Source organism: Mesorhizobium sp. L2C066B000, from assembly GCF_000502335.1.
In the GTDB taxonomy this organism is placed as follows: domain Bacteria; phylum Pseudomonadota; class Alphaproteobacteria; order Rhizobiales; family Rhizobiaceae; genus Mesorhizobium.
Genome location: NZ_AYWZ01000002.1, coordinates 317,351 through 343,686, shown reverse-complemented (window position 1 = coordinate 343,686; position 26,336 = coordinate 317,351). Strand labels below are relative to the sequence as shown.

The 26,336-nt window shown below is 63.3% G+C and carries 27 protein-coding genes and 1 pseudogene; 12 read left to right on the top strand and 16 right to left on the bottom strand.

Features of this window, described 5'->3' with window-relative positions:
* Positions 1-74: 74 nt before the first annotated feature.
* Complete coding sequence (locus X733_RS155500) at positions 75-1,298, bottom strand: argininosuccinate synthase (protein ID WP_023818345.1); 1,224 nt, start codon at positions 1,296-1,298, stop codon at positions 75-77.
* A gap of 189 nt (positions 1,299-1,487) precedes the next feature.
* Here X733_RS155500 and X733_RS155505 point away from each other — a divergent pair, with 189 nt between their 5' ends.
* Positions 1,488-2,129: a LysE family translocator gene (locus X733_RS155505; protein WP_023747392.1), complete on the top strand. Its 642-nt coding sequence runs from the start codon at positions 1,488-1,490 to the stop codon at positions 2,127-2,129.
* Here X733_RS155505 and X733_RS155510 read toward each other — a convergent pair.
* The 5 genes from X733_RS155510 to X733_RS155530 form a co-directional block, all read right to left on the bottom strand.
* Positions 2,101-2,568: a hypothetical protein gene (locus X733_RS155510; RefSeq protein ID WP_023818344.1), complete on the bottom strand. Its 468-nt coding sequence runs from the start codon at positions 2,566-2,568 to the stop codon at positions 2,101-2,103. The two genes, X733_RS155505 and X733_RS155510, sit on opposite strands and share 29 nt — an antisense overlap.
* Complete coding sequence (gene rlmN / locus X733_RS155515) at positions 2,565-3,797, bottom strand: 23S rRNA (adenine(2503)-C(2))-methyltransferase RlmN (RefSeq protein WP_023818343.1); 1,233 nt, start codon at positions 3,795-3,797, stop codon at positions 2,565-2,567. The genes X733_RS155510 and rlmN overlap by 4 nt, the downstream gene beginning before the upstream one ends.
* Positions 3,798-3,907: 110 nt before the next feature.
* Entirely contained in the window at positions 3,908-4,411 is a 504-nt protein-coding gene (locus X733_RS155520; RefSeq protein ID WP_023671718.1) for an invasion associated locus B family protein, read from the bottom strand.
* Positions 4,412-4,725: 314 nt separating this feature from the next.
* On the bottom strand, positions 4,726-5,088 hold the full coding sequence (locus X733_RS155525; RefSeq protein WP_023687669.1) for a YkvA family protein: 363 nt from the start codon (positions 5,086-5,088) through the stop codon (positions 4,726-4,728).
* A gap of 119 nt (positions 5,089-5,207) precedes the next feature.
* Positions 5,208-5,504 (bottom strand): 4a-hydroxytetrahydrobiopterin dehydratase, encoded by a 297-nt coding sequence (locus tag X733_RS155530; protein ID WP_023706758.1) that lies wholly within the window; start codon positions 5,502-5,504, stop codon positions 5,208-5,210.
* Positions 5,505-5,608: 104 nt separating this feature from the next.
* Between X733_RS155530 and X733_RS1000000167845 the strand changes: the two genes are divergently transcribed.
* Positions 5,609-6,136: a low molecular weight protein-tyrosine-phosphatase gene (locus tag X733_RS1000000167845; protein ID WP_081740626.1), complete on the top strand. Its 528-nt coding sequence runs from the start codon at positions 5,609-5,611 to the stop codon at positions 6,134-6,136.
* On the opposite strand, the gene thpR is transcribed toward X733_RS1000000167845, so the two are convergent.
* Together thpR and X733_RS155540 are read right to left on the bottom strand one after the other, a co-directional pair.
* The gene (gene thpR, locus X733_RS155535; protein WP_023818342.1) at positions 6,040-6,636 is read right to left on the bottom strand and encodes an RNA 2',3'-cyclic phosphodiesterase; all 597 of its coding nucleotides are present in this window, start codon (positions 6,634-6,636) and stop codon (positions 6,040-6,042) included. The two genes, X733_RS1000000167845 and thpR, sit on opposite strands and share 97 nt — an antisense overlap.
* Before the next feature lie 270 nt (positions 6,637-6,906).
* Positions 6,907-7,551 (bottom strand): arylesterase, encoded by a 645-nt coding sequence (locus X733_RS155540; protein ID WP_023818341.1) that lies wholly within the window; start codon positions 7,549-7,551, stop codon positions 6,907-6,909.
* Positions 7,552-7,654: 103 nt separating this feature from the next.
* Between X733_RS155540 and X733_RS155545 the strand changes: the two genes are divergently transcribed.
* From X733_RS155545 to X733_RS155555, 4 genes and pseudogenes are all read left to right on the top strand, one after another.
* On the top strand, positions 7,655-8,356 hold the full coding sequence (locus X733_RS155545) for an ABC transporter ATP-binding protein (protein ID WP_023738019.1): 702 nt from the start codon (positions 7,655-7,657) through the stop codon (positions 8,354-8,356).
* Positions 8,356-10,919: pseudogene (locus tag X733_RS01000000166045) on the top strand (ABC transporter permease). The gene X733_RS155545 and the pseudogene X733_RS01000000166045 overlap by 1 nt, the downstream one beginning before the upstream one ends.
* Positions 10,920-11,158: 239 nt before the next feature.
* Positions 11,159-11,899: a Bax inhibitor-1/YccA family protein gene (locus X733_RS155550; protein ID WP_023671726.1), complete on the top strand. Its 741-nt coding sequence runs from the start codon at positions 11,159-11,161 to the stop codon at positions 11,897-11,899.
* Between the two features lie 117 nt (positions 11,900-12,016).
* On the top strand, positions 12,017-12,598 hold the full coding sequence (locus X733_RS155555; protein ID WP_023818340.1) for a GNAT family N-acetyltransferase: 582 nt from the start codon (positions 12,017-12,019) through the stop codon (positions 12,596-12,598).
* Positions 12,599-12,712: 114 nt separating this feature from the next.
* Here X733_RS155555 and X733_RS155560 read toward each other — a convergent pair whose 3' ends face one another.
* The 3 genes from X733_RS155560 to acnA all read right to left on the bottom strand — a co-directional run bounded on the left by X733_RS155560 (position 12,713) and on the right by acnA (position 17,635).
* On the bottom strand, positions 12,713-13,099 hold the full coding sequence (locus X733_RS155560; RefSeq protein WP_023683844.1) for a DUF2794 domain-containing protein: 387 nt from the start codon (positions 13,097-13,099) through the stop codon (positions 12,713-12,715).
* A gap of 672 nt (positions 13,100-13,771) precedes the next feature.
* Positions 13,772-14,551: a thioredoxin family protein gene (locus tag X733_RS155570; protein WP_023683845.1), complete on the bottom strand. Its 780-nt coding sequence runs from the start codon at positions 14,549-14,551 to the stop codon at positions 13,772-13,774.
* A gap of 393 nt (positions 14,552-14,944) precedes the next feature.
* A complete protein-coding gene (acnA, locus tag X733_RS155575) occupies positions 14,945-17,635 on the bottom strand; it encodes an aconitate hydratase AcnA (protein WP_023818338.1) in 2,691 nt (896 codons plus the stop codon).
* 285 nt (positions 17,636-17,920) lie between these two features.
* Here acnA and ccmA point away from each other — a divergent pair, with 285 nt between their 5' ends.
* The 4 genes from ccmA (at position 17,921) to X733_RS155595 (ending at position 20,316) form a co-directional block, all read left to right on the top strand.
* On the top strand, positions 17,921-18,529 hold the full coding sequence (gene ccmA / locus X733_RS155580; protein ID WP_023818337.1) for a heme ABC exporter ATP-binding protein CcmA: 609 nt from the start codon (positions 17,921-17,923) through the stop codon (positions 18,527-18,529).
* Between the two features lie 229 nt (positions 18,530-18,758).
* On the top strand, positions 18,759-19,424 hold the full coding sequence (gene ccmB, locus X733_RS155585; protein ID WP_023818336.1) for a heme exporter protein CcmB: 666 nt from the start codon (positions 18,759-18,761) through the stop codon (positions 19,422-19,424).
* A 122-nt stretch (positions 19,425-19,546) separates the two neighbouring features.
* Positions 19,547-19,738, top strand: a complete 192-nt coding sequence (ccmD, locus tag X733_RS155590) for a heme exporter protein CcmD (RefSeq protein ID WP_023671735.1) — start codon at positions 19,547-19,549, stop codon at positions 19,736-19,738.
* Positions 19,735-20,316 carry a DsbE family thiol:disulfide interchange protein gene (locus X733_RS155595; RefSeq protein ID WP_023818335.1) on the top strand — a complete coding sequence of 194 codons (582 nt, stop codon included), beginning with the start codon at positions 19,735-19,737 and terminating at the stop codon, positions 20,314-20,316. The genes ccmD and X733_RS155595 overlap by 4 nt, the downstream gene beginning before the upstream one ends.
* A 184-nt stretch (positions 20,317-20,500) precedes the next feature.
* On the opposite strand, the gene X733_RS1000000170160 is transcribed toward X733_RS155595, so the two are convergent.
* The gene (locus X733_RS1000000170160) at positions 20,501-20,668 is read right to left on the bottom strand and encodes a hypothetical protein (RefSeq protein ID WP_023818334.1); all 168 of its coding nucleotides are present in this window, start codon (positions 20,666-20,668) and stop codon (positions 20,501-20,503) included.
* Positions 20,669-20,953: 285 nt separating this feature from the next.
* Here X733_RS1000000170160 and X733_RS155600 point away from each other — a divergent pair, with 285 nt between their 5' ends.
* Both X733_RS155600 and X733_RS155605 read left to right on the top strand, forming a co-directional pair.
* On the top strand, positions 20,954-21,874 hold the full coding sequence (locus X733_RS155600; protein WP_023671738.1) for an SMP-30/gluconolactonase/LRE family protein: 921 nt from the start codon (positions 20,954-20,956) through the stop codon (positions 21,872-21,874).
* A 165-nt stretch (positions 21,875-22,039) separates the two neighbouring features.
* On the top strand, positions 22,040-22,246 hold the full coding sequence (locus X733_RS155605; protein ID WP_023683852.1) for a 4-oxalocrotonate tautomerase family protein: 207 nt from the start codon (positions 22,040-22,042) through the stop codon (positions 22,244-22,246).
* Positions 22,247-22,329: 83 nt separating this feature from the next.
* Here X733_RS155605 and X733_RS155610 read toward each other — a convergent pair whose 3' ends face one another.
* The 4 genes from X733_RS155610 to ftsY form a co-directional block, all read right to left on the bottom strand.
* A complete protein-coding gene (locus X733_RS155610; RefSeq protein ID WP_023683853.1) occupies positions 22,330-22,878 on the bottom strand; it encodes an NADPH-dependent FMN reductase in 549 nt (182 codons plus the stop codon).
* Between the two features lie 58 nt (positions 22,879-22,936).
* A complete protein-coding gene (locus X733_RS155615; protein ID WP_023818333.1) occupies positions 22,937-23,557 on the bottom strand; it encodes a pyridoxamine 5'-phosphate oxidase family protein in 621 nt (206 codons plus the stop codon).
* Between the two features lie 60 nt (positions 23,558-23,617).
* Positions 23,618-24,289 (bottom strand): septation protein A, encoded by a 672-nt coding sequence (locus X733_RS155620; RefSeq protein ID WP_023818332.1) that lies wholly within the window; start codon positions 24,287-24,289, stop codon positions 23,618-23,620.
* A gap of 61 nt (positions 24,290-24,350) precedes the next feature.
* Positions 24,351-26,327 carry a signal recognition particle-docking protein FtsY gene (gene ftsY, locus X733_RS155625; protein WP_023818331.1) on the bottom strand — a complete coding sequence of 659 codons (1,977 nt, stop codon included), beginning with the start codon at positions 26,325-26,327 and terminating at the stop codon, positions 24,351-24,353.
* Positions 26,328-26,336 lie beyond the last annotated feature (9 nt).

The window sequence follows — 26,336 nt, the reverse complement described above, 5'->3', positions numbered from 1 at the left end:
ATGCGAATAATCAAGAGCCCAGCGTTAGCCCCTCTTGGCAGTCTCCGCCGGGTTGCCCGGAATAGTAGTTGGACTCAACCCTTGCGGCTCCTTGCCGCCAGCGTCCTCAGCCGCAGCGCGTTGAGGCGGATGAAGCCGGCGGCGTCCTTCTGGTCGTAGGCGCCGCGGTCATCCTCGAAGGTGACCAGTGCGTCGGAATAGAGCGTCTTCTTGGATTTGCGGCCGGTGACCATGACATTGCCCTTGTAGAGTTTCAGGCGCACCGTGCCTTCGACGTCTTCCTGGCTCTTGTCGATCATCGCCTGGAGCATCAGCCGCTCGGGCGAGAACCAGAAGCCGTTGTAGATCAGCTCGGCGTAGCGCGGCATGAACTCGTCCTTGAGGTGGCCGGCGCCGCGGTCGAGCGTGATCGATTCGATGGCGCGGTGGGCGACGATCAGGATGGTGCCGCCGGGGGTCTCGTAGACGCCGCGCGATTTCATGCCGACGAAGCGGTTCTCGACCAGATCGAGCCGGCCGATGCCATTGTCGCGGCCAAGATCGTTAAGCGCCGTCAGCATGGCGGCCGGCGACAGCTTCTTGCCGTTCAGTGCAATCGGATCGCCCTTCAAAAATTCGATCTCGATCTCGGTGACCTTGTCCGGCGCCTCCATCGGCGAGACGGTGCGCTGATGGACGAATTCCGGCGGCTCGCTCCACGGGTCTTCCAGCACCTTGCCCTCGGAAGAGGAGTGCAGAAGGTTGGCGTCGACCGAGAACGGCGCCTCCCCCCGCTTGTCCTTGGCCACCGGGATCTGGTGCTGCTCGGCGAAGTTGATCAGGTCGGTGCGCGACTTGAACGACCAGTCGCGCCATGGCGCGATGACCTTGATGTCGGGATTCAGCGCATAGGCCGACAGCTCGAAGCGGACCTGGTCGTTGCCCTTGCCGGTCGCGCCGTGCGCAATGGCATCGGCGCCGACCTCCTGGGCGATCTCGACCAGGTGCTTGGAAATCAACGGGCGGGCGATCGAGGTGCCGAGCAGATAGGTGCCTTCATAGACGGCGTTGGCGCGAAACATCGGGAAGACGAAATCCGAGACGAATTCCTCGCGCACATCGACGACGCGGATATCCTTGATGCCCATCATCTCGGCCTTCTTGCGCGCCGGCTCCAGCTCGCCACCCTGGCCGAGATCGGCGGTGAAGGTGACGACTTCGGCGCCGAGCTCGGTCTGCAGCCATTTCAGGATGATGGAGGTGTCGAGACCGCCGGAATAGGCGAGCACGACCTTCTTGACGTCTTTTGTCTTGGGCATTGCTGGGGACATTTTGGCGGTTCCGCGCGTGAGTTTCGCGGGCGAGGTATCACGGCATTTCCGGCCAGCGCAAGGGATGAACGGGCGCCGGCCGCCGCAGCCGCTGGACCAGATGCCCACGCCAGTCAGTTGCTGGCGTGAGCGGGGAGGCTGCGTTATAGACCGACGATCATTCGCCAGGGGCCACCGATGTCCTTCATTCCCGACACCACAACACTGATCCAGTTCGCCATCGCCACCATGATCCTGGCGATCACGCCGGGGCCGGATATGACGCTGTTCGTCTCGCGAACACTGAGCCAGGGCCGCGCCGCCGGCTTTGCCTCGCTGGCGGGTGCTCTGTTCGGCACGCTGATCCATACAACTTTGGTGGCGGTCGGCATCTCGGCGCTGATCGTCGCCTCGCCGATGGCCTTCCTGGTGCTGAAAATCTTCGGCGCCGCCTATCTGGTGTTCCTGGCCTGGCAGGCGATGACCAAGGGCTCGGCGTTTTCACCGCAGAAGAAGAACGGGCCGCAGATTTCGCTGTTCCGCAGCTGGGCCGCCGGACTCGGCGTCAATTTGCTCAACCCGAAGATCATCCTGTTCTTCATGACGTTTCTGCCGCAGTTCGTCTCGGCTCACGATCCGAACGCGCCGGGAAAACTGTTCTTCCTCGGCCTCATGTTCATCGTGCTGTCGATCCCTGTGACGGCGCCGATGGTGTTTGCCGCGGAAAGGTTTTCGGCGGCGATGAAGGCCAGCCCGCGGGTGACGCGGGTCGTCGACTATCTCTTTGCCGGTGTGTTTTCGGCCTTCGCGCTCAAGATCCTGACCGCTCAGGCGAAGTAGCGGCCTGCCACCAGCTTCCGGCCCAGCGGCCGGCGCTTAGCCAGTAGAAGATGCCGCCGACCATGCCGCAGCCGATCACCGCGGCGATGGCGCGCGGTTCGGTGACGTCGAAATCCACGTTCTGGTGGACGAAGCCGAGGAAGGCCGCGGCCACGACGCCGCCCGCGAGTGCATAGAACAGCCAGTCGCGGCGGCTGAGGACCTCGGAGATCAGGATTGCGACCACCGCCGGTATCAAAGCGAAATAGGCGACAAACAGCGCCACGAACGGGATCGAAAAATACAGCGCCGCGGCCGCCGCTGGGTGCGCATCGTCCGGCATATAACCGACGGAAGCCAGGAACAGCACGTTGAGAAAGGCGCTCGCCGCCAATGAGGCGACGACATAGCCGAACAGGATGACAGCGAAACGGAGGATATAGGCGAAGAGGCGGCTCACGCCTCGCCATGCCCCGCAATCATCATGGCTTCCAGCGCCAGGCGGTCGACCTTGCGCATGCGTTCGGAGTCGGATTTGAGCTGGCCGCAGGCGGCGAGGATGTCGCGGCCGCGCGGGGTGCGGATCGGCGAGGCATAGCCGGCATTGTTGATGTAGTCGGCAAACTTCTCGATCGTCTCCCAGTCCGAGCACTGGTAGTTGGTGCCCGGCCACGGGTTGAACGGGATCAGATTGATCTTGGCTGGAATGCCCTTGAGCAGCTTGATCAGGCCCTTGGCGTCCTCGATGGAATCGTTGACGTCCTTCAGCATCACATATTCGAAGGTGATGCGCCTGGCGTTGGACAGGCCGGGATAGGCGCGGCAGGCCTCGATCAGTTCCTTCAGCGGATACTTCTTGTTGATCGGCACAAGCAAGTCGCGCAGATCGTCATTGGTGGCGTGCAGCGAGATCGCCAGCATGACCCCTATCTCCTCGCCGGTGCGGAAGATCTCGGGCACCACGCCGGAGGTCGAGAGCGTAATGCGGCGCTTCGACAGCGACAGTCCGTCGCCGTCGGAGGCAATCAGCAGCGCCTTCTTCACCGCCTCGAAATTGTAGAGCGGCTCGCCCATGCCCATCATGACGACGTTGGAGACTTTTCTGCCCTCGGCAGGGACGATGGCGCCGTCGGGTGTGTCGCGGTCGGGGAAATCGCCGAGCCGGTCGCGGGCGGTGAGCAATTGCGCCAGGATCTCTTCCGCCGTCAAATTGCGCACCAGCTTCTGTGTGCCGGTGTGGCAGAACGAACAGGTCAGCGTGCAGCCGACCTGCGAGGAGATGCAGAGCGTGCCGCGGCCTATTTCGGGGATGTAGACGGTCTCGATCTCGACGGGACGGCCGGCACCGCGCGGCGGAAAGCGGAACAGCCACTTGCGCGTGCCGTCGGAGGAAATCTGCTCCTCGACGATTTCGGGCCGGGCGACGGTAAAATGCTTGTCGAGTTCGGCGCGCAGATCCTTGGAGATGTTGAACATGCCGGCAAAATCGGAGACGCCGCGCACATACATCCAGTGCCAGAGCTGTTGGGCGCGCATTTTCGCCTGGCGCTCGGGCACGATGCCGGCACTGATGAGGGCCTCGCCGAGCTCGGTCCGGGTCAGGCCGATCAGCGACGGCTTCTCGGGCGTGGCGCGAGTGCGCAACGCGTCGCGTGCGCCCTCAGTGGTGAGATCGAAGGAAAGGGTCATATCAGCGCCAATATAAGCGAATTGCGGCCGATTTCATCCATCGTGCCGAAAAGAAGCGCGGCGCATAGCACAGGTTGCGGCGAGAGTCATGCGGCGGGAACCGCGCCAGCCTACTTGCACTTGGCGATCGACGTCAGCGCGGCCGAGATGCCTTTCAGCGAAAACACATAGGTCGTCGGATTGCCGCGGCCGGACTTCGCCGAGACCTTCATGTCGGTGCCGGTCTTCATGGCGGCGATCAGCACCGGCTCTTCGGCGGCGTTCTCGACCCAGGCCGACTTGCCGCGGGTGAACATCGAGAACGTCTTCTTGTCGATGGTGACGGTGGCCTTGGAGCCTTCCTGGAATGTGTAGCCGGCGATGAATTGCGGCTCGTAGGACACTTGCTGGCCCGGGCGCTGGCTGACGAAGAAGAACATGTCGCCGTGATCGAGCGTCGGCGGCTGCTTGTCGGTCGGCACGGTGAGCACATAGCAGACCTTGCCGCCCTGCGCCTGGTAGCTGTAGGTGCCCCAGGCATTGTGCTGGCCGATCTTGGTCGCCTGCTGCGCCAGCGCCGGCGCGGCAAAGGCCACCAGGACCAGGCTCGAGACTAGTGCAATCAATCCGCGCATCGCTTTTCCCGTATTCCAAATGGTGCGGGGCAGGCCGGCTTGGCGTCCTGCCCGTCGCTTCATTTTGATTTAATCTGGGTTACCAAACGGTGAATTTCCCTTGGAAAAGGACATTCACCCATGGAAACCACCGCCATTTCCGCGCCGCTTCTTGAAAAAACGGCTTTCGCAATGTCCCTGCGGCGACTTGGAGGCCACGAAAGCGGCAAGAGTTTGACTTTTCCAACGGCCGCAGCGGAACCCGAAGCCAAGCCGCTATCGTCCTGTTTGAGCGGAGGATTTCTTCTGAACCCAGTTGCCAACGCGACGCCGATTCAGCTCTTGTCGGCGATCGCCTCCTTGGCGGCCTTGCGGTGCGCAGGGGTGATATGGGCGCTTACCGCGGAGATCGCGGCGGTCAGCACGGCGATGTCGTCGGTGAAGCCGAGGCCGAAGACGAAATCGGGTATGACGTCGACCGGCAGCACGAAATAGCCAAGCGCTGCCAGCAATATGCCCTTGGCACGCAAAGGCGTCTTCCTGTCGAGCGCGCAATAATAGCCGGCGACGACCTCTTCCATGAACGGAATCTGCCGGGCGGCCTTTTTGGCCGTGCGCCAGAATTTGGCGCGCACTTCACTCTCGTCGCCGAGCTTGCTGCCGAAGCCGAAGAAATCAAAACCGGGCTGCTGCGCCATCAATCCTCTCCTTGCCGGCCGTCGCGCTACGCGTTGCGCGCGGCCGCCACGGAAAATGTGGTGAAAGTCCCGGTCCACTGCAAGAGGATGGCGCCGATTTGGCGTTGCCGCCCCAGCGTTCAGCCGCCAGCATACCCATTCATCTTCTTGGCCAGCGCGATGTCGAGCGCGGTGACACCGCCGGCATCATGGGTGTTGAGCGTCACGTCGACAGTCTTGTAGACGTTCGACCAGTCGGGATGATGGTCCATCTTCTCGGCGGCCAGCGCGACGCGGGTCATGAAGGCGAAGGCCTCGGAAAAATTCTTGAAGACAAAGCTGCGCTTGATGGAGGCGCCATCGGCTGCCTGCGACCAGCCAGGCAGTTCGGCCAGTGCGGCGGCGATGGCGTCCTTGCTGAGTTTCTCTCTCTTCATGATGATTTCCCGTGCTATCCCAGATATCGACCCTCACCATAATGCAAGTCGCCCAAAAGTCCTTTGCGTTTTGGGCTTCCAAATGCACGAACGGCGCATATCGAATGAGCGTAAAGCCGATAAATTCCATACTCTTCGTCTGCCTCGGCAACATCTGCCGTTCACCCCTGGCCGAAGGCGTGTTTCGCGCCGTGCTGGCGGAGCGCGGCCGCGACATGGTGCTGGACGGTATTGTGCTGGACTCTGCGGCGACCGGCGGCTGGAACCTCGGCGAAGCGCCCGACCCGCGCTCGATCGCGATTGCGGCCCGCCACGGCATCGACATATCAGGGCAGCGGGCACGCAAGGTCAGGCCGGGGGATTTTTCGCGCTTCGACCTGATCCTCGGCATGGATCGGCAGAATGTCCGCGACCTCAAGGCGTTGGCGCCGGCCGGTGCGCGCGAACGTATTCATCTCTTGGCAGAGTTTGCGCAGGGCAAAACCCGCGACGTGCCGGATCCCTATTATGACGGGGCCGAAGCGTTCGCTTCGGTCTACCGCATGATCCGCGAAGCGTCGGAGGCGCTGGCGACGAGATTGGTGGCGCGGGCGTCGACGCCGGAGAGCGGCCACGCCTCCTCGACAATGTAGGGACCGCCGCCGACCGAATCGCGCGACGACATCAGCACGAAGCGGCCGACGCGAAACGGTAGCGTCGCAAAATTGCCGCGCGCCGACAGGTACTGGGCGACGTCGAGCGGGCTCGAATTGCGCAAGCGTGCCAGCGTAACATGCGGGGTGAACTTGCGCGGGTCGGCGGGCAGGCCGAGCCGCTGGCAGATGCGGTCGATTTCGCTCTGCAGCGCCGAAAGGTCGGGCGAGGCGAAGACGCCGGCCCAGACGGCGTGCGGCTTCTTCTGGCCGAAAGCGCCAACTCCGGACAGGGTGAGCGAGAAGGATGGGCGGTGCACCCGGTCGAGTGCGTTGGCGATTTCGTCGGCGACATGGCCTTCGACGTCGCCGATGAAGCGCAGCGTCAGATGGTAGTTTTCGACATCGATCCAGCGGGCTCCGGGCAGGCCGCCCCTGAGCAGGGACAGCGAAAGAGCGGCGTCACGCGGTATTTCGAGGGCGGTGAAAAGACGCGGCATGGTGAGCCTCCCTTCCTCGAATCGAACTGTGCCCCTAGCGAATCATCGATAGTCAAACGGGGCAAGTGGTTTGTTGGTTGCAGGCATTTTTACGAACAGGCGACCCGGGCCCTCTGCAGCCCGGTCTTTTGTTTCAAAGTTCGCGCGAGGCGAACAGCGTCCTCTCTCTTGATGATAATGGCCATATGACCCTCCTTTTGGAGGCTATATGTCCTTTTTGGCCACACCGGTCAAAATGATCGCCGCGTGTTATTCTCGTCACGCCGGCGTTCAACCGCCACCCTGAACTGCCGCAATCGCCTTCTCCACGGCGGGCAGGATGCGCTCGACCATCGCTGCGACGCCCTTCGGATTGGGATGCAGGCCATCCTCCAACTGCAGGCCGGACTGCCCGGCGACGCCATCGAGAAAAAACGGATAGAGCGGCACATCGTATTTCGCGGCAAGCTTTGGATAGATCGCATCGAAGGCGTTCTGGTAGTCGGCGCCGAGATTGGGAGCGGCGCGCATGCCGGCCAAAAGCACCGCGATCTTGCGCGCTTTCAGCTTCGCCAGCATGTCGTCCAGGTTCTTTTCCGTAATGCTGGGCGAGACGCCGCGCAGCATGTCGTTGGCGCCGAGTTCGAGGATAACCAGCCTTGTCCCATCCGGCACCGACCAGTCAAGCCGCGCCAAGCCGCCGCTCGAGGTGTCGCCTGAAACGCCGGCGTTGGCTACGGTGACGTCATGGCTTTTGGCCCGCAGCGCAGCTTGCAATTTGTCGGTAAAGCCATCGCCAGGCCCGAGGCCGAAACCGGCCATCAGGCTGTCGCCGAACCCGACGATGGTGAACGTCTCGGCGCGTACCGACGAAATGGCGCCGCAAAGGGTGACGAAAAAGACGAGCCCTGCGGCATTCAAGCGTTTGAAAGACATCTTGCGTTTGAAAGACATGTGGCAGGCCCCATATACCCGAGGATTCTTCCGGCGACGGCTTCCGGCAAGCAGAGCCTTCATCCTGATATAGGACGCTTTAATTGTGACAGAAGCCGTCATCGCGCTGAAAGACATATCCCTGACCCTGGGCCAAGGGGCTTCGTCTGTGCATGTGCTGAAAGGCGTCAGCCTTGACGTGACGCGCGGCGAGGCGACCGGCATTGTCGGCCCTTCGGGTTCCGGCAAGTCGACCTTGCTGATGGTGCTGGCCGGGCTGGAGCGGGTCGATTCGGGCACGGTGCGCATTGCCGGCGAATTGCTGAACGGCCAAAGCGAGGACCAGATCGCCTCGTTTCGGGGCCGAAACATAGGCATCGTCTTTCAGTCCTTCCATCTCATTCCCAACATGACGGCGCTCGAAAATGTCGCAGTGCCGCTGGAACTGGCCGGCCATGCCGATCCGTTCGGCGTCGCCGCGCGCGAGCTGGCAGCGGTGGGCTTGAGCGACCGCGTCACCCACTATCCGGGCGAGCTGTCCGGCGGCGAACAGCAGCGCGTGGCGATCGCCCGCGCGCTGGCGCCGTCGCCGCGCATTCTCATCGCCGACGAGCCGACCGGCAATCTCGACCAGGCGACGGGGCGGCAGGTCGCCGACCTTTTGTTCGCCAAAGCGGCCGAGCGCGGCATGACCTTGGTGCTGGTCACGCACGATCCGGCCCTTGCGGCGCGCTGCTCGCGCCAGGTGTCGATGCGCTCCGGCCGCATCGAGGATGCGCCGGTAGCGCAGGTCAAGGTGCCGGCCTGATGCCACTGTCGCAGACGCTGAAGCTCGCGTTCCGCTTTTCGCTGCGCGAGATGCGCGGCGGACTGTCCGGCTTCATGATCTTCCTTGCCTGCATCGCGCTCGGCGTCGCTGCAATCGGCGGGGTCAATTCGGTGGCGCAGGCGATCACCGCAGGCGTTGCCGACCAGGGCCAGACGCTGCTTGGCGGCGACTTGCGCTTCCAGCTCAACCAGCGCGATGCGACGCCAGCCGAAAGCACCTTCCTCGACCGCCTCGGCACTGTGTCGCACAGCGCCAATATGCGCTCGATGGCGCGGCTGGAAGACGGCTCCGACCAGGCGCTGGTCGAGGCCAAGGCCGTCGACGACGCCTATCCGCTCTATGGCGCGATCGAGACCGCGCCGCAGCTTGGCAGAAAGGATTTGTTCGGCGAGAAATCAGGCGTCTTTGGCGCCGCCGCGCCCGACCTGTTGTTCGACCGGCTGAATGTGGAGATCGGTGACCGGCTGAAGGTCGGCAGCGCGACATTCGAATTGCGGGCCAGGCTGGTGAGCGAACCGGATGCGGTGTCGGACGGTTTCGGCTTCGCGCCGCGGCTGATGGTCTCGACCGCGGGGCTTGCCGCGTCCGGCCTGATCCAGCCGGGCAGCCTAGTCGAGAATGCCTACAAGGTTCGGCTGCCGGCCGGCGCCAGCCAAGCCGATCTCAAAGCCATCCAGGATCGGGCGGCGAGCGATTTCCCTGAAGCCGGCTGGTCGATCCGCACGCGTTCCAATGCGGCGCCGGCGCTGTCGGCCAACATCGAGCGCTTCTCGCAATTCCTGACGCTGGTCGGGCTGACGGCNGACGTGTGCTCTTCCGATCTGTCGGCGGCGTCGGCGTTGCCAATGCGGTGCGCGCCTATCTCGACGGCAAGCGCGGCGTCATCGCCACCTTCAAGAGCCTTGGCGCCTCGGGCGGCTTCGTCTTCACCGTCTATCTCGTGCAAATCCTGATGATCGCCGGCCTCGGCATCGCGCTTGGCCTCATCCTCGGCGCCGCCATGCCGTTTGCAGCCAGCGCTGCGCTCCAGTCGGTCATTCCGGTGCCGGCTGAAGGCGGCTTCTATCCCGGTGCGCTGGCTCTTGCCGCGCTGTTCGGGCTGCTGGTGACGCTGGCCTTCGCGCTGTTGCCGCTCGGCCGCGCCCGCGATGTGCCGGCGACCGCGCTGTTTCGCGAAATGGGTTTTGAGGGCCGAGGCTTTCCACGCCTGCCCTATCTTGCCACGGCGGTCGGCATCGCGCTCGCTTTGGCGGCTTTGGCCATCCTGTTTTCTGGCGACCGGCGCATCGCCTTGATCTTCGTCGGCGCGACGATCTTTGCCTTTCTGGTGTTGCGCCTGGTCGGTGCTCTGGTGCAGTGGGTGGCGCGCAAAAGCCCGCGTGTGCGCTCGGTCGCGCTTCGGCTCGCCATCGGCAACATCCACCGGCCCGGCGCGCTGACGCCGTCCGTCGTGCTGTCGCTCGGGCTCGGGCTGACGCTTTTGGTGACGCTGGCGCTGGTCGACGGCAATCTCAGGCAGCAGATCTCCGGCAGTCTGCCGGAACGGGCGCCGAATTTCTTCTTCGTCGACATCCAGAATAGCGAGGTCGATGCCTTCTCGACATTGATCGGCAAAGAGGCGCCGAAGGGAACGCTGGTCAAGGTGCCGATGCTGCGCGGCCGGGTGATGGCGCTGAACGGCGTTAGTGTCGACAAGGCCAATGTGCCATCGGAAGGCGCCTGGGTGCTGCGCGGCGATCGCGGCCTGACCTACGACGCCAAACAGCCGGCCAATGCGACACTGACCGAAGGCATCTGGTGGCCGGAGAATTACAGCGGCGAACCGCTGGTTTCGTTCTCCAACGATGAAGGCAAGGCGCTCGGCCTGAAGCTTGGCGATACCGTCACCGTCAATGTGCTCGGACGCAATGTGACGGCCAGGATCGCCAATTTCCGAGAGGTGCAATGGGAGACGATGGGCATCAACTTCGTCATGGTGTTCTCGCCCAACACTTTTGCCGGCGCCCCGCATGGCTGGCTGGCGACGCTGACCGAAAAGGATGCCACGGCAGCAGAGGATGCCCGCCTGCTGAACGCCGTCACCCGCGCCTTCCCGGCGGTGACGACAGTTCGGGTCAAGGACGCGCTCGATGTCGTCAACCGGCTGGTCGGCCAGCTCGGCACGGCGATCCGGGCCGCGGCCGGCGTTGCCTTGATCGCTTCGGTGCTGGTGCTTGCCGGCGCGCTCGCCGCGGGAAATCGCGCCCGCATCCACGATGCCGTGGTGCTGAAGACGCTGGGCGCCACGAGGCGCACGCTTATCACGGCGTTTTCGCTGGAATACATGCTGATCGGCCTGGCCACCGCGGTGTTCGCGTTGGCTGCCGGCGGCGTCTCCGCCTGGTACATCGTTGCCCGCATCATGACACTGCCGTCGCATTTCATGCCGGAGGTGGCAGTGGCGACCTTGGTGTTTGCGCTGGTGATCACGGTCGGCATCGGCCTTGCCGGCACCTGGCGGGTGCTCGGCCACAGGGCGGCGCCGGTGCTGCGCAACCTCTAGGCCCCAAGCGGCAAGGTTGGCCGAATCTGCCGTTTCCGATTAAATCTTGGTAATGTGCAGTCATGGAAGCCCAAGAAAACCGGCTTCCGGAGATTCACCAAGCGTTGCAGCCCGTTACGGTCTTGTTCTTGACGTCAAGAAACATCATATTTCGCCACAGGCATGCTGGAGCCCCGCCAGCGGCGCCCAGGTCCGAAAGGGCCTGACACCGTACGGGGCAGAAGCAACAGAGGATTCCAATGGCTGAGCCCATTCGCAACTACCAGACTTCGGCCGTGCCGGGCGCGCGCGCCGACATTGACCAAGGCCTGCGCACTTACATGCTCAAGGTCTACAATTTGATGGGGCTTGGCCTCCTCATCACCGGCGTCGCCGCCTGGGGCGCTTTCCAGCTCGCCGTCACCGGCGACGGACAGCTGACCGCTTTCGGCACGCTGATCTATGCCAGCGCCTTCCGCTGGGTGGTCATCCTGGCTCCGCTCGCCGCCGTCTTCTTCCTGTCGTTCAGGATCCAGTCGATGAGCGTGGCCGCGGCGCAAACCACCTTCTGGGTCTATTCGGGCCTGGTCGGCCTGTCGCTGTCGACCATCTTCCTGGTCTACACCGGCGCGTCGATCACCCAGACGTTCTTCGCCACGGCGGCCGCCTTCGGCGCGCTGTCGCTCTACGGCTACACGACCAAGCGCGACCTTTCGGCCTTCGGCTCGTTCCTGGTCATGGGCGTGGTCGGCCTGGTGATCGCCATGCTGATCAACATCTTCCTGCAATCGTCGGCGCTCGGCTTCGCCATCTCGGCGATCGGCGTGCTGATCTTCGCCGGGCTCACCGCCTATGACACGCAGACCATCAAGGAAATGTACTACGAAGGCGATCAGGCCGACGTTGCCGGCCGCAAGGCGATCATGGGCGCGTTGAGGCTATATCTCGACTTCATCAACCTGTTCATGTTCCTGCTGCAGTTCATGGGCGATCGCCGCTAGGCGGTCTTCCCATCAGGCAACTGGACCAGCTGATATCAAGAGGGCGGCCAACGGCCGCCCTTTTCTTTTGTGCCGGCCTTTGCTGTCATGGAGGCAGATGAATCGTCTGCATAAATCATGAGCACTATTTCCATCCGCGCGGCCTTGGAAGGCGACCTCGGCCGAATCACCGAGATCTACGGCGATGCCGTGACGCATGGCACCGCGAGCTATGAGCTGGAGCCGCCCAGCCGCACTGAGATGGGTGGGCGCTTCGACAGCCTGACGGCGGGGGGCTTTCCCTATCTGGTGGCGGAACGAGGTGGCGCGCTGCTCGGCTACGCCTATGCCGGCGCGTTCCGGCCGCGCCCGGCCTACCGCTTCATCGTAGAGGATTCCGTCTATGTCGCGCCTGATGCGAAGGGCCAGGGCGTCGGGCTGCTGCTGATGCAGGCGCTGATTGAAGCCTGCCGTATGGCGGGCTTTCGCCAGATCGTCGCGGTGATCGGCGACGGCCATGCAGACAGCGCCTCGGTGCGGCTGCATGAAAAGCTCGGCTTTCGCCATTCCGGTCGCCTGGAAGGCTCCGGCTACAAGCATGGGCGCTGGCTTGACACGGTGTTCATGCAGCTGTCGCTGAATGGCGGCGTAACGGTTCCGCCCGATCCGCATTCGCTGCCGGAGCGGAAGTTTCGTGAGAGCCTGAGGAGGGGGAATTGAGGAGTTGAAGAACTGAAGAATTGAGGATTTGAATAGCTGAGAACAAACCCGGCGGTATTTCGACCGTTACATCCTCTTTTCAATTCTTCAGTTCTTCAATTCCCCAATTCTCAATTAGGCCTGGACAATCTTCAGCTTAGCATCGAAGACGTTGAGCACGCGACCGAGTTCTTGGCCGCGCTTGAGGATTCGGCCGCCGGCGGCGATGACGGCGAAGGCGCCTTGCCGGCGCGCCAGTTTCGGATCCTTGACGATCTGGAACAGCGGCACTTCGCTGGCCCGGCGGAAGACTGAAAACACAGCCCGATCAGACAGATGATCGATGGCATAGTCGCGCCATTCGTTGGCGGCGACCATGCGTCCGTACAGCCTCAGGATCTCGTCGAGTTCACGCCGGTCGAAACGGACCGGCTGGTCGAGGCGTTCGCGTCGCGCCTCGTGCAGCGGGATCAATATTGCGGATGCGTCCCCATCCTCCGTCCCACCGCTGCGATCGGTCATCCCGCGATCCCTTTGAAAATGAATCTCGCTTGCAGAAGTTGGCGTGTTCGCCGTGGAATTGCAAGGCCCGGCTAACCATCCCGGGACCGCGCTGTTTTCGCAACGTCCAGTCACTTTTATAAAACGCGGTGTTTGAATTGGTGATGCCTCGCCACATTTCCGCCTTTTTTTATCCGCGCTCATGCCCCAATGTCCGACGAATTTACGGGCGTTGCCTGAGACGGTTCGGTCCGGCACCGGCTCGTAAACCCCAAGCCCCCCGCCCACGGGTCTGCGTCGGATCGAACCAACCTCGGACTTTCCTCAGGGAGAGACCGGGTGCGACGATCCCAAAGCCTAAATGACCGACGTCAGAAGCAAGCTGACGTCGGTTTTTTTGTTGGGCGGCGCCAGACACTTGTCGTCGTGATCCTTCACACCCCCTCTGTCCTGCCGGACATCTCCCCGCAAGCGTGGAGATCAGATTTCGCGTTTGCTTTCGCCAATCTCAAACGTGGGACAGGATGGCGGATGTGGCGAAGCTGCCAATCTCCCTCCTTGCGGGGGAGATGGCCGGCAGGCCAGAGGGGGGTGCTGTCCNGAAGCTGCCAATCTCCCTCCTTGCGGGGGAGATGGCCGGCAGGCCAGAGGGGGGTGCTGTCCCGCCGATATCAAAAGATATGGACCAGCCTCTTAAGGCTTGTGAATAAACGCCGCGCCCAGAATAGGCCCCGGCAGGCCGTCCTTGCCGACCGATTGCAGCAGCACGGCGCAGCCGCCTTTCTTGGCGATCTCGGTCATCGGCAATTCGTAGCGCTGCGCCTTGCCGTGCCACATGCCGGCGGTCTGGATGCCGGTGACAGCGTTCCAGTAGGTCATGCTGCGGCCGGTGTTCTCGCCCTTGGCGATGGTCACCGTCTGCGGTGGTTCGAAATAGACGATGACGACATGGGCGTCGCTGGGGCCGCTACCGGCGTCGCCGGCATCGATCATGACGCGATCGCTGGTGCGGCTGACCTTGACGCTGACCCGCATGCCTTCACCGGATTTCTCCATGCGGGCAAGCGCGCCGTCGACCTCCTTGCGGCTGGCGCCGTTGACATGGCTGCGACCATTGATGACGGCTTGCGGCGTGTAGACGGAGCGGGTGCCGAAGGCGCGCATATAGTCATATTGCCGGTCGGTATTGTCCTTGCTGCTCAGCGTGTCCTGCCAGCCGAGATAGTCCCAGTAATTGACGTGGTAGGCGAGCGCGACGACGTTGTCCTTGGCCGCCAGCTCGGCAAAGAAAGCGTCCGCCGGCGGGCAGGAATTGCAGCCCTGGCTGGTGAACAGCTCGACCACGCCCAAGGGCCTGTCAATCTGCGGTTTGTCGGTCTGGGTCGTTCCCGATTCCTCGGCGAACCCGGTCCCGGCAAGCGCCGAGAAGGCCAGCGCAAAAGCCGCAAGCCGGAGAGGGTGTCGAGGTGCCATGATCGTTCCGATTCCCGCCGGTGACGCCGGCCTTGTTCTGGTTTGCCCAGATTTGTGGCAGAAGCGACAGTCAACGGGAAGTCACGTTGCGGTGAAATTTTTGCTGCCGCAACCATGGGTATGGCCATCACAGGGGGAGCACTTCACCGCCCGGTTCGATCGGGAGCATGGCATCAGGAGCGTGGGGCAGATCTTGCTGAGCCCAGCCGGTTTTTACTCCTGTCGTACAGGGCGGGGCTTCGATCGGGTCGGGCAATGCTTTGGAAAGACTGGGAGTAGGGAGTAGGGAGTAGGGAGTAGGGAGTAGGGAGTAGGGAGTAGGGAGTAGGGAGTAGGGAGTAGGGGATGTCGTTCCCCGCTACCGCCCAATCCCTACTGCCTAAGCCCTGGCCGCTACGCGGCCAGATCGCGCAGCACGTATTGCAAAATGCCGCCATTCTTGAAGTAGTCGAGTTCGTCCAGCGTATCGATGCGGCAGATGATCGGCACGTTCTTCACGGTGCCGTCGCCATAGGTCACCTTGGCGATCATCGTCTGGCGTGGCTTGATGGTGCTTATGCCGTCGATCTCGACCAGCTCGTCACCCTTGAGGTTGAGCGAGGCCCATGAGGTGCCTTCCTCGAAGACGAAGGGGATGACGCCCATGCCGACCAGGTTGGAGCGATGGATGCGCTCGAAGGACTGGGCGATGACGGCACGGACACCGAGGAGATTCGTTCCTTTAGCTGCCCAGTCGCGCGAGGAGCCGTTGCCGTATTCGACGCCGGCGAAGATGACCAGCGGCACGCCTTCCTTTTTGTATCTCATCGCCGCGTCGTAGATCGATTCCTCTTCCTTCGACGGGTAGTGGATGGTGTAGCCGCCCTCGCGGCCGTTCTCGCCCAGCATGTGGTTGCGGATGCGGATGTTGGCGAAGGTGCCGCGCATCATCACCTCATGGTTGCCGCGCCTTGTGCCGTACTGGTTGAAGTCGGCAACGCCGACGCCATGGTCGGTGAGGTATTTGCCGGCCGGGGAAGCGGCCTTGATCGAACCCGCCGGTGAGATGTGATCGGTGGTGATCTTGTCGCCGAACAGGCCGAGCACGCGCGCGCCCTTGATGTCGCCGATCTTGCCGAAACCGGAGGTCATGCCGGCGAAATAGGGCGGGTTCTGCACATAGGTCGAGTTGTCGTCCCAGGCATAGGTCTGGCCTTCCGGCGCCTTGACGTTCTGCCAGTATTCGTCGCCCTTGAAGACGTCGGCATATTTGCGGGCGAATAGCTCACGTGTGACGTTCTTCTCGATGAACTCCTGGATCTCGGCCGAACTCGGCCAGATATCCCTGAGATAGACCGGCTTGCCGTCGCGGCCTTCGCCGAGTGGCTCGGTGGTCAGGTCCTTGGTGACGGTGCCGGCCAAAGCATGGGCTACCACCAGCGGCGGCGACGCCAGATAGTTCGCCTGCACGTCAGGTGAAACACGGCCTTCGAAGTTGCGGTTGCCGGAGAGCACTGCGGCGGCGATCAGGCCCTTATCGTTGATGGTCTTGGAGATCGGCGCCGGCAGCGGGCCGGAATTGCCGATGCAGGTGGTGCAGCCGAAACCAACCAGGTTGAAGCCGATCTGGTCGAGCTCCTTCTGCAGGCCGGACTTTTCCAGATATTCGGCGACCACCTGGCTGCCCGGCGCCAGCGAGGTCTTCACCCACGGCTTCTGCTTGAGGCCGAGCCGGTTGGCGTTGCGCGCCAAGAGGCCGGCGCCGATCAGCACGCTCGGGTTGGAGGTGTTGGTGCAGGACGTGATGGCGGCAATCACGACATCGCCATGGCCGAGATCATGGTCGGTGCCTCCGACGGCATAGCGCTTGTGGATTTCGGCAGCCTTCTTGTACTCGGTCTCCATCGCCTTGGCGAAGCCGGCCGGAATGCCTTCGAGCGGAACGCGGCCTTCGGGACGCTTGGGACCTGCCATCGACGGCACGACGCTGTCGAGCTCGAGTTCGAGCAGGTCGGTGAAGACAGGGTCGGCCGAGCCGGCGTCACGCCACATGCCTTGCGCCTTGGAATAGGCTTCGACCAGGGCGATGCGGCTTTCCTCGCGGCCCGACATTGTGAGGTAGCGGATGGTCTCGCCATCGACCGGGAAGAAGCCGCAGGTGGCGCCATATTCGGGCGCCATGTTGCCGATGGTGGCGCGGTCGGCCAGCGTCATGTTGGACAGGCCCGGGCCGAAGAACTCGACGAACTTGCCGACGACGCCCTTCTTGCGCAGCATCTGGGTGACGGTCAGCACCAGGTCAGTGGCGGTGATGCCTTCCCTGAGTTTGCCGGTGAGGCGGAAGCCGATGACTTCGGGCAACAGCATGGAAACCGGCTGGCCGAGCATCGCCGCCTCGGCCTCGATGCCGCCGACGCCCCAGCCGAGCACGCCAAGGCCGTTGATCATGGTGGTGTGCGAATCGGTGCCGACGCAGGTGTCGGGATAAGCGGTGGTTTCGCCGTCTTCCGTGTTGGTCCAGACGACCTGACCGAGATATTCGAGGTTGACCTGATGGCAGATGCCGGTGCCGGGCGGCACGACGCGAAAATTGTGGAACGCCTGCTGGCCCCATTTCAGGAATTTATAGCGCTCTTCGTTGCGCTCATATTCGAGCTCGACATTCCTGGCAAAGGCCAGTGGCGTGCCGAATTCGTCGACGATGACGGAGTGGTCGATGACGAGGTCGACCGGCACCAGCGGATTGATCTTCTGCGGATCGCCGCCGAGCGCCTTGAGGCCGTCGCGCATGGCGGCCAGGTCGACCACCGCCGGGACGCCGGTGAAATCCTGCATCAGGACACGCGCGGGGCGATAGGCGATCTCGACGCCGGCGGTGCCCTTGTCGGTCAGCCAGCCGGCCACAGCCTGGATAGAGTCCTTGGTGACGGAGCGGCCGTCTTCATTGCGCAAAAGGTTTTCCAGCAGCACCTTCATCGAATAAGGCAGCTGGGCAATGCCGGTGAGGCCGTTCCTCTCGGCCTCGACCAGATTGTAATAGACATAGTCCGCGCCACCCACGGTGAGGGTGCGGCGGCAATTGAAACTGTCGAGGGATTTTGACACGTGCGGTCCGTCCTTGTCTGTTCAGCCTGAAAGGGAACGGACGCCGATGGGCATGCAATCACGCGCAAAGGTGCGGGTACGGCCATTTCCGCTGTCCGTTCCCAGCCAACCCGAGCCGTTCAAGGCGGCGCGTGCGCTGGTTCGGCGCAAATTCTGTTCCCGTGCCGACCGCTGGCACGGATGTCCCGCATATAGAGAATTTTCTGGAATAGTTCTAGACAGTTGCGGAGCAAATTTGTGCGATGCGGCAGCTATCGCGCGGTAAAGTTTTCGGGACGAGCAGGCATGCGGCTGATTGCCGAAAATCTGGGCGGCGAACGCGGCGGCGAGACGGTCTTTTCCGGCATCGGTTTTGCGCTCGACAAGGGCCAGGTGCTGGTCGTCACCGGGCCGAACGGTTCAGGCAAATCGACGCTGCTCAGGGTCATCGCCGGGCTGCTGCCGAAGGCGCAAGGCGATGTGCGCATCGAGGGCGGCGGCGAGACGTTTCCGACGACCGCTTCGGCGGTCCACTATCTCGGCCACCTCAATGCAATGAAGACGGCGCTCAGCGTGGCGGAGAATCTGCGCTTCTGGCGCGATTTCAACGGCGACGGGCAGTCGGGTGTGGGGGAGGCGCTGGAGACGGTTGGTCTCGGCGGCATCGGCCATCTGCCTTTCGGCTATCTGTCGACCGGGCAAAGGCGGCGCGCGGCAATTGCGAAATTGCTGGTCAGTCATAAGCCGCTGTGGCTGCTGGATGAGCCGACGGCTGGGCTGGACAAGGCTTCGGAGGCGCGGTTTGCGGGGCTGATGACGAGGCATTGCGCGGAGGGCGGGATTATTGTCGCGGCGACGCACCTGCCGCTGGGATTGGATGGGGCGAAGGAATTGAGGATGGGAGCAATAGGGTGATGTCGGCATTCCCGCCCACCCCCCTCTGCCCTACCGGGCATCTCCCCCGCAGGGGGGGAGATCAGATGTCATGCCGGCTTTCGCCAATCACCGGCATTGAAAAAGAGGCGTCAGCAACGGAACTGCCAATCTCCCCCCTTGCGGGGGAGATGTCCGGGAGGACAGAGGGGGGTGTGAAGGAACGCCACCTTCGGCAAGATGGCGATCAAACCGCAGGCGCGGCTCGCCAATGCTAGCCCTTTTCCTGCGCGACATCCGTCTCTCAATCCGTGCCGGGGGCGGGGCGCTCACCGGCGTCATCTTCTTCCTCGCCATCATCGCCACCATCCCCTTCGGTGTCGGGCCGGACCTGAAGCTGCTCGCCCGCATCGGTCCGGCGATCCTTTGGATCGGCGCTCTGCTCGCCTGCCTGCTTGGGCTCGACCGGCTGTTTCAGGCCGATCGCGAAGACGGTTCTCTCGATCTTCTGGTGCTCGGCAATGACCGCCACATGCTGGCGCTGACGGTGCTGGTGAAGTGCCTGGCGCACTGGATGGGCAGCGTTCTGCCGCTGGTGGTCGCCGCTCCTCTGCTCGGTCTGTTCATGAACATGGAGCCGCTCAGCATCGGCGCCACCGCGCTCACGCTGCTGGTCGGCACGCCGGCGATCACTTTCATCGGCGCGGTCGGGGCGGCGGTGGCGGTGGCGCTGCCGCGTGGCGGGCTGCTGATCTCGGTGCTGGTGCTGCCGCTGACCATCCCGGTGCTGATCTTCGGGGTGTCGGCGAGCTACGGCGCGGTGGCCGATCCTGATCCATTCCTGCAGCCCTTCCTCATTCTTGCCGCGCTGACGCTGTTTCTTGCCGTGCTGGGTCCGGTGGCGGCAGCACTGGCGCTGCGGCATGGAACGGATTGATATGACCGCTGCGGCGCGACGATCAATTGCGAAGCCCCAGCCGCAAAGCTAAGAAAGCCGCAAAGCCATGGGAAGGCCATGATCGAGCACGACGAAGTGACGGTGGAAGGGGAGCGAAGCGCATGAGTGCACACGCACTCTATGTCGCGGCCGCCTATGGCATTACGGTGATCGTGCTGGCCGGGCTGATCGGCTGGATCCTGCTCGACCAGCGGACCCGCAAGCGCGAACTGGCAGACCTCGAAGCGGCCGGCGTGCGGCGTCGCTCGGACAAAGCCGGTACTGGGGCCAGCACTGGGGCCAGCAAGCCATGAGCACGGAAAGCGAAACGCCGGCGTCGCCGCGCCGCCGCCTGATCGTGCTGTTGCCGCTGCTGGTTTTTCTCGGCCTCGCCGGATTGTTCCTGTCGCAGCTTTTGTCGGGACGCGATGAGGCGGCAGTGCCGTCGGCGCTGATCGGCCTGCCGGCGCCGCAGACCAACCTGCCGGCGCTGGAAGGGTCAAACCTGCCCGGGCTGGATTCGAAAGCCTTCGCCGGCAAGGTAACGCTGGTCAACGTCTTTGCATCGTGGTGCGCGCCGTGCCGGGAAGAGCATCCGGTGCTCCTGGCGCTGTCCCAGGACAAGCGCTTCGTCATGGCCGCGCTAAACTACAAGGACCAAGCGCAAAACGCGCGCCGGTTCCTTGGTGATCTCGGCAATCCGTTCCAGGCGATAGGTGTCGACGAGGCCGGCCGCACGGCCATCGACTGGGGCGTCTACGGCGTGCCGGAAACGTTCGTCATCGGCAAGGACGGCAAGATTGCCTACAAGCATGTCGGGCCGCTGACAGGGGAGTCGGCGAGGGATCTGCTGTTGCCGCAGATTGAAAAGGCGCTCGCGGCGCCGGGCTGACGGCGGCGCCATGCCCCCTCATCCGGCCGCTACGCGGCCACCTTCTCCCCGAGGGGAGAAGAGGGAAGGCGTCGGCGCTGGCTCCTCTCCCCTCGGGGAGAGGTCGGATTGCCCGAATTGCTTTTGCAATTCGGTTTGGCAATCCGGGTGAGGGGGTCGTGCCGTCGAACAGTCGTCTGAAAGCTCAGCCGTAGATCTGCTTGTGAACCTGGTAGAGCATTTCCGAGCGGTCGGCGCGCAGGTCGGCCAGATCGCGGCTCGTCAGGTTTTCGATTTCCGCGACGAGGCGGTTGTAGTGGCGGCGCTTGGCCATGGAGGAGCGCGCGCGGGAGAAGAGGTTGTCAAAAGCCATAGCAAGGGTCCTTTCGTGCCGCATATCAGCGGTGAATTTGTTCCTCCCTTGGTCGTTCGCAACATGACATAGGAATGGTGCGATGCAAAAAGAAGATGTTGCAATGCACCATTGCACAGGGCGCATAGCGGGTTAATACAGCGCTACACACCATAAACGGCCGGACAGGCTGGCGGGCCATGCCGGCCGAGCACCTTTTGTCTTACAAATTGCGCCTGCGCCACCTTGCCATCGCGCCCGCAGGCTGGCTTGATCCGCGCGTCACGTGATGCCCGGAGGAAATGCATGGCGACCGCAGACTATTACGAAATTCTGGATCCGCGTTTCGCGCGGCTGTTCAACGGCAACGCCCAGGTGGAAAAGCTGTTTACCGGATGTCAGTGGGCGGAAGGGCCGGCCTGGTTCGCCGCCGGCCGCTATGTCGTCTGGTCCGACATCCCCAACAACCGCATGCTGCGCTATGACGAGACCGACGGCAATGTCAGCGTCTTCCGTCAGCCCTCCGGCAATTCCAACGGCAACACCGTCGACCGCCAGGGCCGACTGGTGACGTGCGAGCATTCCGGCCGCCGCGTCAGCCGCACCGAGCATGACGGTTCCGTCACCACCATCGCGGCCGAATGGAAAGGCAAGCGGCTGAATTCGCCCAATGACGCGGTCGTGAAATCCGACGGCTCGATCTGGTTCACCGATCCGAGCTACGGCATCGACACCGACTATGAGGGCGACAAGGCCGAAAGCGAGATCGGCGCTTGCAATGTCTACCGGGTCGATCCGGATACGGGCGAGGTCGAGGCCGTCATCACCGACATGGTCCGGCCGAACGGGCTTGCCTTTTCACTGGATGAAAGCCAGCTCTATGTCGTCGACACCGGCCGCACCCATGGCGCGCAGAACCCCGCGCATATGCGGGTCTTCAACGTCGGCAAGCACGGCAAGAAGGTCTCGGGCGGGAAGGTGTTCGCTGACTGCACGGCCGGCCTATTCGACGGCTTCCGGCTCGACGAGGCCGGCCGCATCTGGACCAGTGCCGCCGACGGCATCCATTGCTACGATCCCGACGGCACGCTGATCGGCAAGGTCAAGGTGCCGGAAGTGACCGCCAATTGCGTGTTCGGCGGCAACAAGCTGAACTGCCTCTACATCGCCGGCACCACGTCGCTCTACATGGTGCGGCTGATGGTGAACGGGGCGAAGACGTATTGAGGTTGCTGGAAACGCTTCTCTGGCGGCCCTTGATGGCGTTTCTGCGCATGTCCGCGGCGCCTGTTGCGCGGCGGCCGCCGGAACCGCCGCCAAGCGGTTCGCCGGAGCGGATTTCGAAGCCGCCCAGCGGCGGCGGTATCAGACACAATTCAAGGGGAGGACGTCATGCCATTCGTCAACATCCGCATCGTCAAGGAAGTGATCGCCGCTGATCCCGCTGGCAAGAAGGCCGACATCGCCAAAAAGGTCACGGCGGCGATCATGGACGCCACCGGGCTTAGCAATGACGACGTCTGGGTGGTGTTCGAAGAGGTCAACGCGCGCGACTGGTATGTCGGTGTGACCGATGTCGAGACGTTGCGGAAGGGGTAGCACTGCGGCACGTTGGGGTGCGCCGCACCCTTTCGTTCGTCATCCTAGGGTCTGCGCCGCGTCGCTTCGCTGCTTGCTCCGCCCTAGGATGACGAGGCAACGTTTGCGCGTATAAAACTCGCGAAAACCTGCACCGCTTCGCGCATGGCCCGCAGGTTCTCGTCCTCTCCCAGGATCGCTTCTATCTCCGGCGGTTTCTTGCCGAGCAAGGCAATCTCCAGAACCGCATTCTCACAAAGCGCGAACGACATGGTGCGCATGATCTCGGCCAGCGCGGCGCGGGCATAGAGCGAGCGCGCGGAGGCGTGGGCCAGCATGGCGGGCTTGCCGACGGCGGCGTCGCGCGAGACCAGCCAGTCGAGCGCGTTTTTCATGCCGCCGGGCACGCCATGGGCATATTCGGGGCAGGAGACGATGATGCCGTCGGCGCTGGTGACGGCCTCGATCAGCCGCATGGCCTCGGCCGGTGTGCGCTCGCCTTCGTCATCCGGGTTGAAGATCGGCAGCAGGCCGAGCCCGTCATAGACAGTTACGCGGCAATCCGAAGGCGCGTTCGCGGACAGCGCCGCCAGCAGCGCCGAATTGGTCGAGGCGGCGCGCAGGCTGCCGGAGATGGCGAGGAGTTCGATCATGGGGAAACAGGGCTAGGGAAACCGGCAAAGGACCGCAATGGCGAATCGTACCCGAAATCTACCACAGGGTCTTGCTGTAGGCCTCGTCCAGCGAGCGGTCGAAATCGTCGGCAGTTTCGGCATGCGCCATCTGATCGGACAGGATCTGACCGAGTGTCGGCAACGTCGCGCGGTCGTGCCAGCTGTCCGGCTTCCACAATTCGGAGCGCATGAAGGCCTTGGCGCAGTGCATGTAAGCGGCCTTGACGCTCACCACGACGACGCTTTGCGGTTGCTTGCCGTCGACGGTGAGGCGCTCGCGCAAACCGGCATCGACGGTTATGCGGGCGTCGCCATTGATGCGCAGCGTCTCGTTCATGCCGGGGATGAGAAAAAGCAGCCCGACCGAAGCGTTGAGCAGGATGTTTTCCAGCGTATCCAGCCGGTTGTTGCCGGGCCGGTCGGGAATGGCGATGGTCTTGTCGTCAAGGACAAGGGCGAAGCCGGGCCTGTCGCCTTTCGGCGTCACGTCGGCATTGCCGGCGCCGTCGGAAGAACCGATCAGCACGAAAGGGCTCTTGCCGATGAAAGAGCGGCAGTGGCCGTCGAGCGCCCTGAGTTCCTTGCGCATCGAGGTGTCGGTCGGCCGCGGCGTCTTGTAGATCGTCCTCAGTTCATCGCGCGTGGTGACGAATTCCATGGCCGTCTCCGTTTATTCTGACGCAATTCCGGACGGCTTCACACTTTTCCTGGAATTGCTCTACTTGCCGGCTTCTTCCACCTTCTCGGCCTTATCCTCGATCGAATGGTGCAGGATTAGCGGCATCTGGCTGAAGGTGAACAACAGGGTGATCGGCATGATGCCCCAGACCTTGAAGGTAACCCAGAAGTCGGTGGAAAAATTCCGCCACACCACTTCATTGGCAAGAGCCAGGAACAGGAAGAACAGGCCCCAGCGGAAAGTCAGCTTGCGCCAGCCTTCGGCATCGAGGCGAAAGGCCGAATCGAAGACATAGCCGAGCAGCGATCGGCCGAAATACAGACCGCCGAGCAGCACGCCGCCGAACAGGGTGTTGACGATGGTCGGCTTCATCTTGATGAACACGTCGTCCTGCAAATAGAGCGTCAGCGCGCCGAAGATGAAGACGACGACGCCCGAGACCATCGGCATGATCGGCAAGGTGCGCAGCAGCAGCCAGGAGGCGATCAGCGCGATCGCCGTCGCCGCCATAAAAAGGCCGGTGGCGACGAAGATCGGCCCGCCGAATTCGGCCAGGACAGGAAATTTCTGTATCAGCCAGGCGCCGCGTGCATTGGCGAAGAAGAACACCATCAGCGGCCCGAGTTCCAGCACCAGCTTGAGCAGCGGATTGACGCTTTCTTTCTTCTTTCGCGGATCGGACGGGTCGCGTTCGAGGATGGGTGGGTTCATGACTTCCTTCTGACGCATGATCTTGTCCAAAAAGCCGTCAGCTCTTCGGGATCATTGCCTGTTACGCTACGCCGGCGATCGCCCTGGCGAATTCGCCGGCCGAGAATGGTTCGAGGTCGTCGACCTGTTCGCCGACGCCGATGAAATAGACCGGCAGTTTGTGCTTTGCCGCGATCGCGACCAGAATACCGCCGCGCGCCGTGCCGTCCAGCTTGGTCATCACCAGGCCGTTGACGCCGGCGACATTGCGGAAGATCTCGACCTGATTGAGCGCATTCTGGCCGGTGGTGGCGTCGACCGTCTGCAGCACGGTATGCGGCGCTTCCGGATCGAGCTTGCCCAGCACGCGCACGATCTTTTCCAGCTCCGCCATCAGTTCGGTCTTGTTTTGCAGCCGGCCGGCGGTGTCGATGATCAGTACGTCGGAGCCGGCCTCCTTGGCGCGTTCGAAAGCGTCGTAGGCGAGGCCGGCGGCATCCGCGCCGATCTTCGAGGCGATGACCGGAGACTTCGTCCTCTCGCCCCAGATCTTCAGCTGCTCGATGGCTGCAGCGCGAAAGGTATCGCCGGCGGCCAGCATCACCGACAGGCCACCATCGGTCAGTTTGGCGGCGAGCTTGCCGATGGTCGTGGTCTTGCCGGTGCCGTTGACGCCGACCACCAGAATGACATGCGGCTTGTGCGAGAGGTCGAGCTCCAGCGGCATGGCGACATGGGCCAGCACCTTCTCCACCTCGGCCGCCATGATGGTGCGGACATCCGCGTCGGAGACATCCTTGCCATAGCGGCTGGCGGCGAGCGCATCGGTGACGCGCAAGGCTGTTTCCATGCCGAGATCGGCGCGGATCAGCACGTCTTCGAGGTCCTGTAGCGTCTCTTCGTCGAGCTTTCGCTTGGTGAAGACGCCGGCAATGTTGCCGGTGAGTTCTTTCGAGGAGCGGGCAAGCCCGTCGCGCATGCGCTGGAACCAGGAGCGTCGCGGCGCCGGTTCGGGCGCCTTTTGCGGCTCGGCTTTCTGCTCGACCTTTTTGGTGACGGTGACTTTGCCGGGAGCTGGTTTTGACTGTGGCGAAGGTTGCGGGGCCGGCGCGGGCGCTAGCTCGGCAACGATGGTCTTGGCTTCGACCGGCGCGGGTACAGCTTCAACCGACGTGCGCTTTACCTCCCCCTTGATGGGGGAGGTCCCAAGCGAAGCTTGGGGGTGGGGGTGATTTGCGCTGGCGTCGGCGCCATCACCCCACTCCGCCGCTTCGCGTCGACCCTCCCCATCGAGGGGAGGGTGGGGCGCCTCGTCCTTCTCCCCGTGGCTATACGGGGAGAAGGTGCCGGCAGGCGGATGAGGGGCGGCGCTTACCTCTGAGGTAGGCTGTGCGGGAGGCGCGGACGGTTGCGGCACTTCGATCGGGGCTGGTGCTTCGGCCGGCTCCTCGGCAGGCGTTGGTACTTCAACGGGGGCCGGTTCCGGCTGCCTCTCCGGGCGCGCTGGTTCAACCTCCGGCTTGGCCGGTGCGGCCGGAACTTCTTGCGGCTGCGGTTCGGGCGCGGGCTTCGGAACAGCCGGCGGCGCGGGAACTTCCTCGGGCTCCGGCGGCTCGGCAGGCGTCTCAGGTTCGGGGGCTTCTTCCGGCGCGGGCTCCGGCAACGGTTCCGGCTCGGATGGGACGACCGGTTCCGGCGCGGGCGGGATGGTCGGCGCGGGTTCGGGCTTCGGTTCTTCTGGCGCCGACTGCGGCGCAGGCTTTACCTCCCCCTCGATGGGGGAGGCCCCAAGCGAAGCTTGGGGGTGAGTGGCGCCGGCGTCGGCGCTCTCCCCCCTCCCCGCCACTTCGTGGCGGCCCTCCCCATCGAGGGGAGGGTGGGGCGTCGGCGGCTCGGGCTCCTCGCGCTTCAAGAACTCCGGAACGACCTGCTCGGCCGCCGGCTTCAGCGCCTCAAGCGCATCCCATTTGATCGGCGGCAGGGGAGCGGTTTCGTCGATGCGCTCCTCGACGACTTCCTTCTTGCCGAACGAAAATATGTTCTTGAAAAAACCGGCCATGCTTCAATC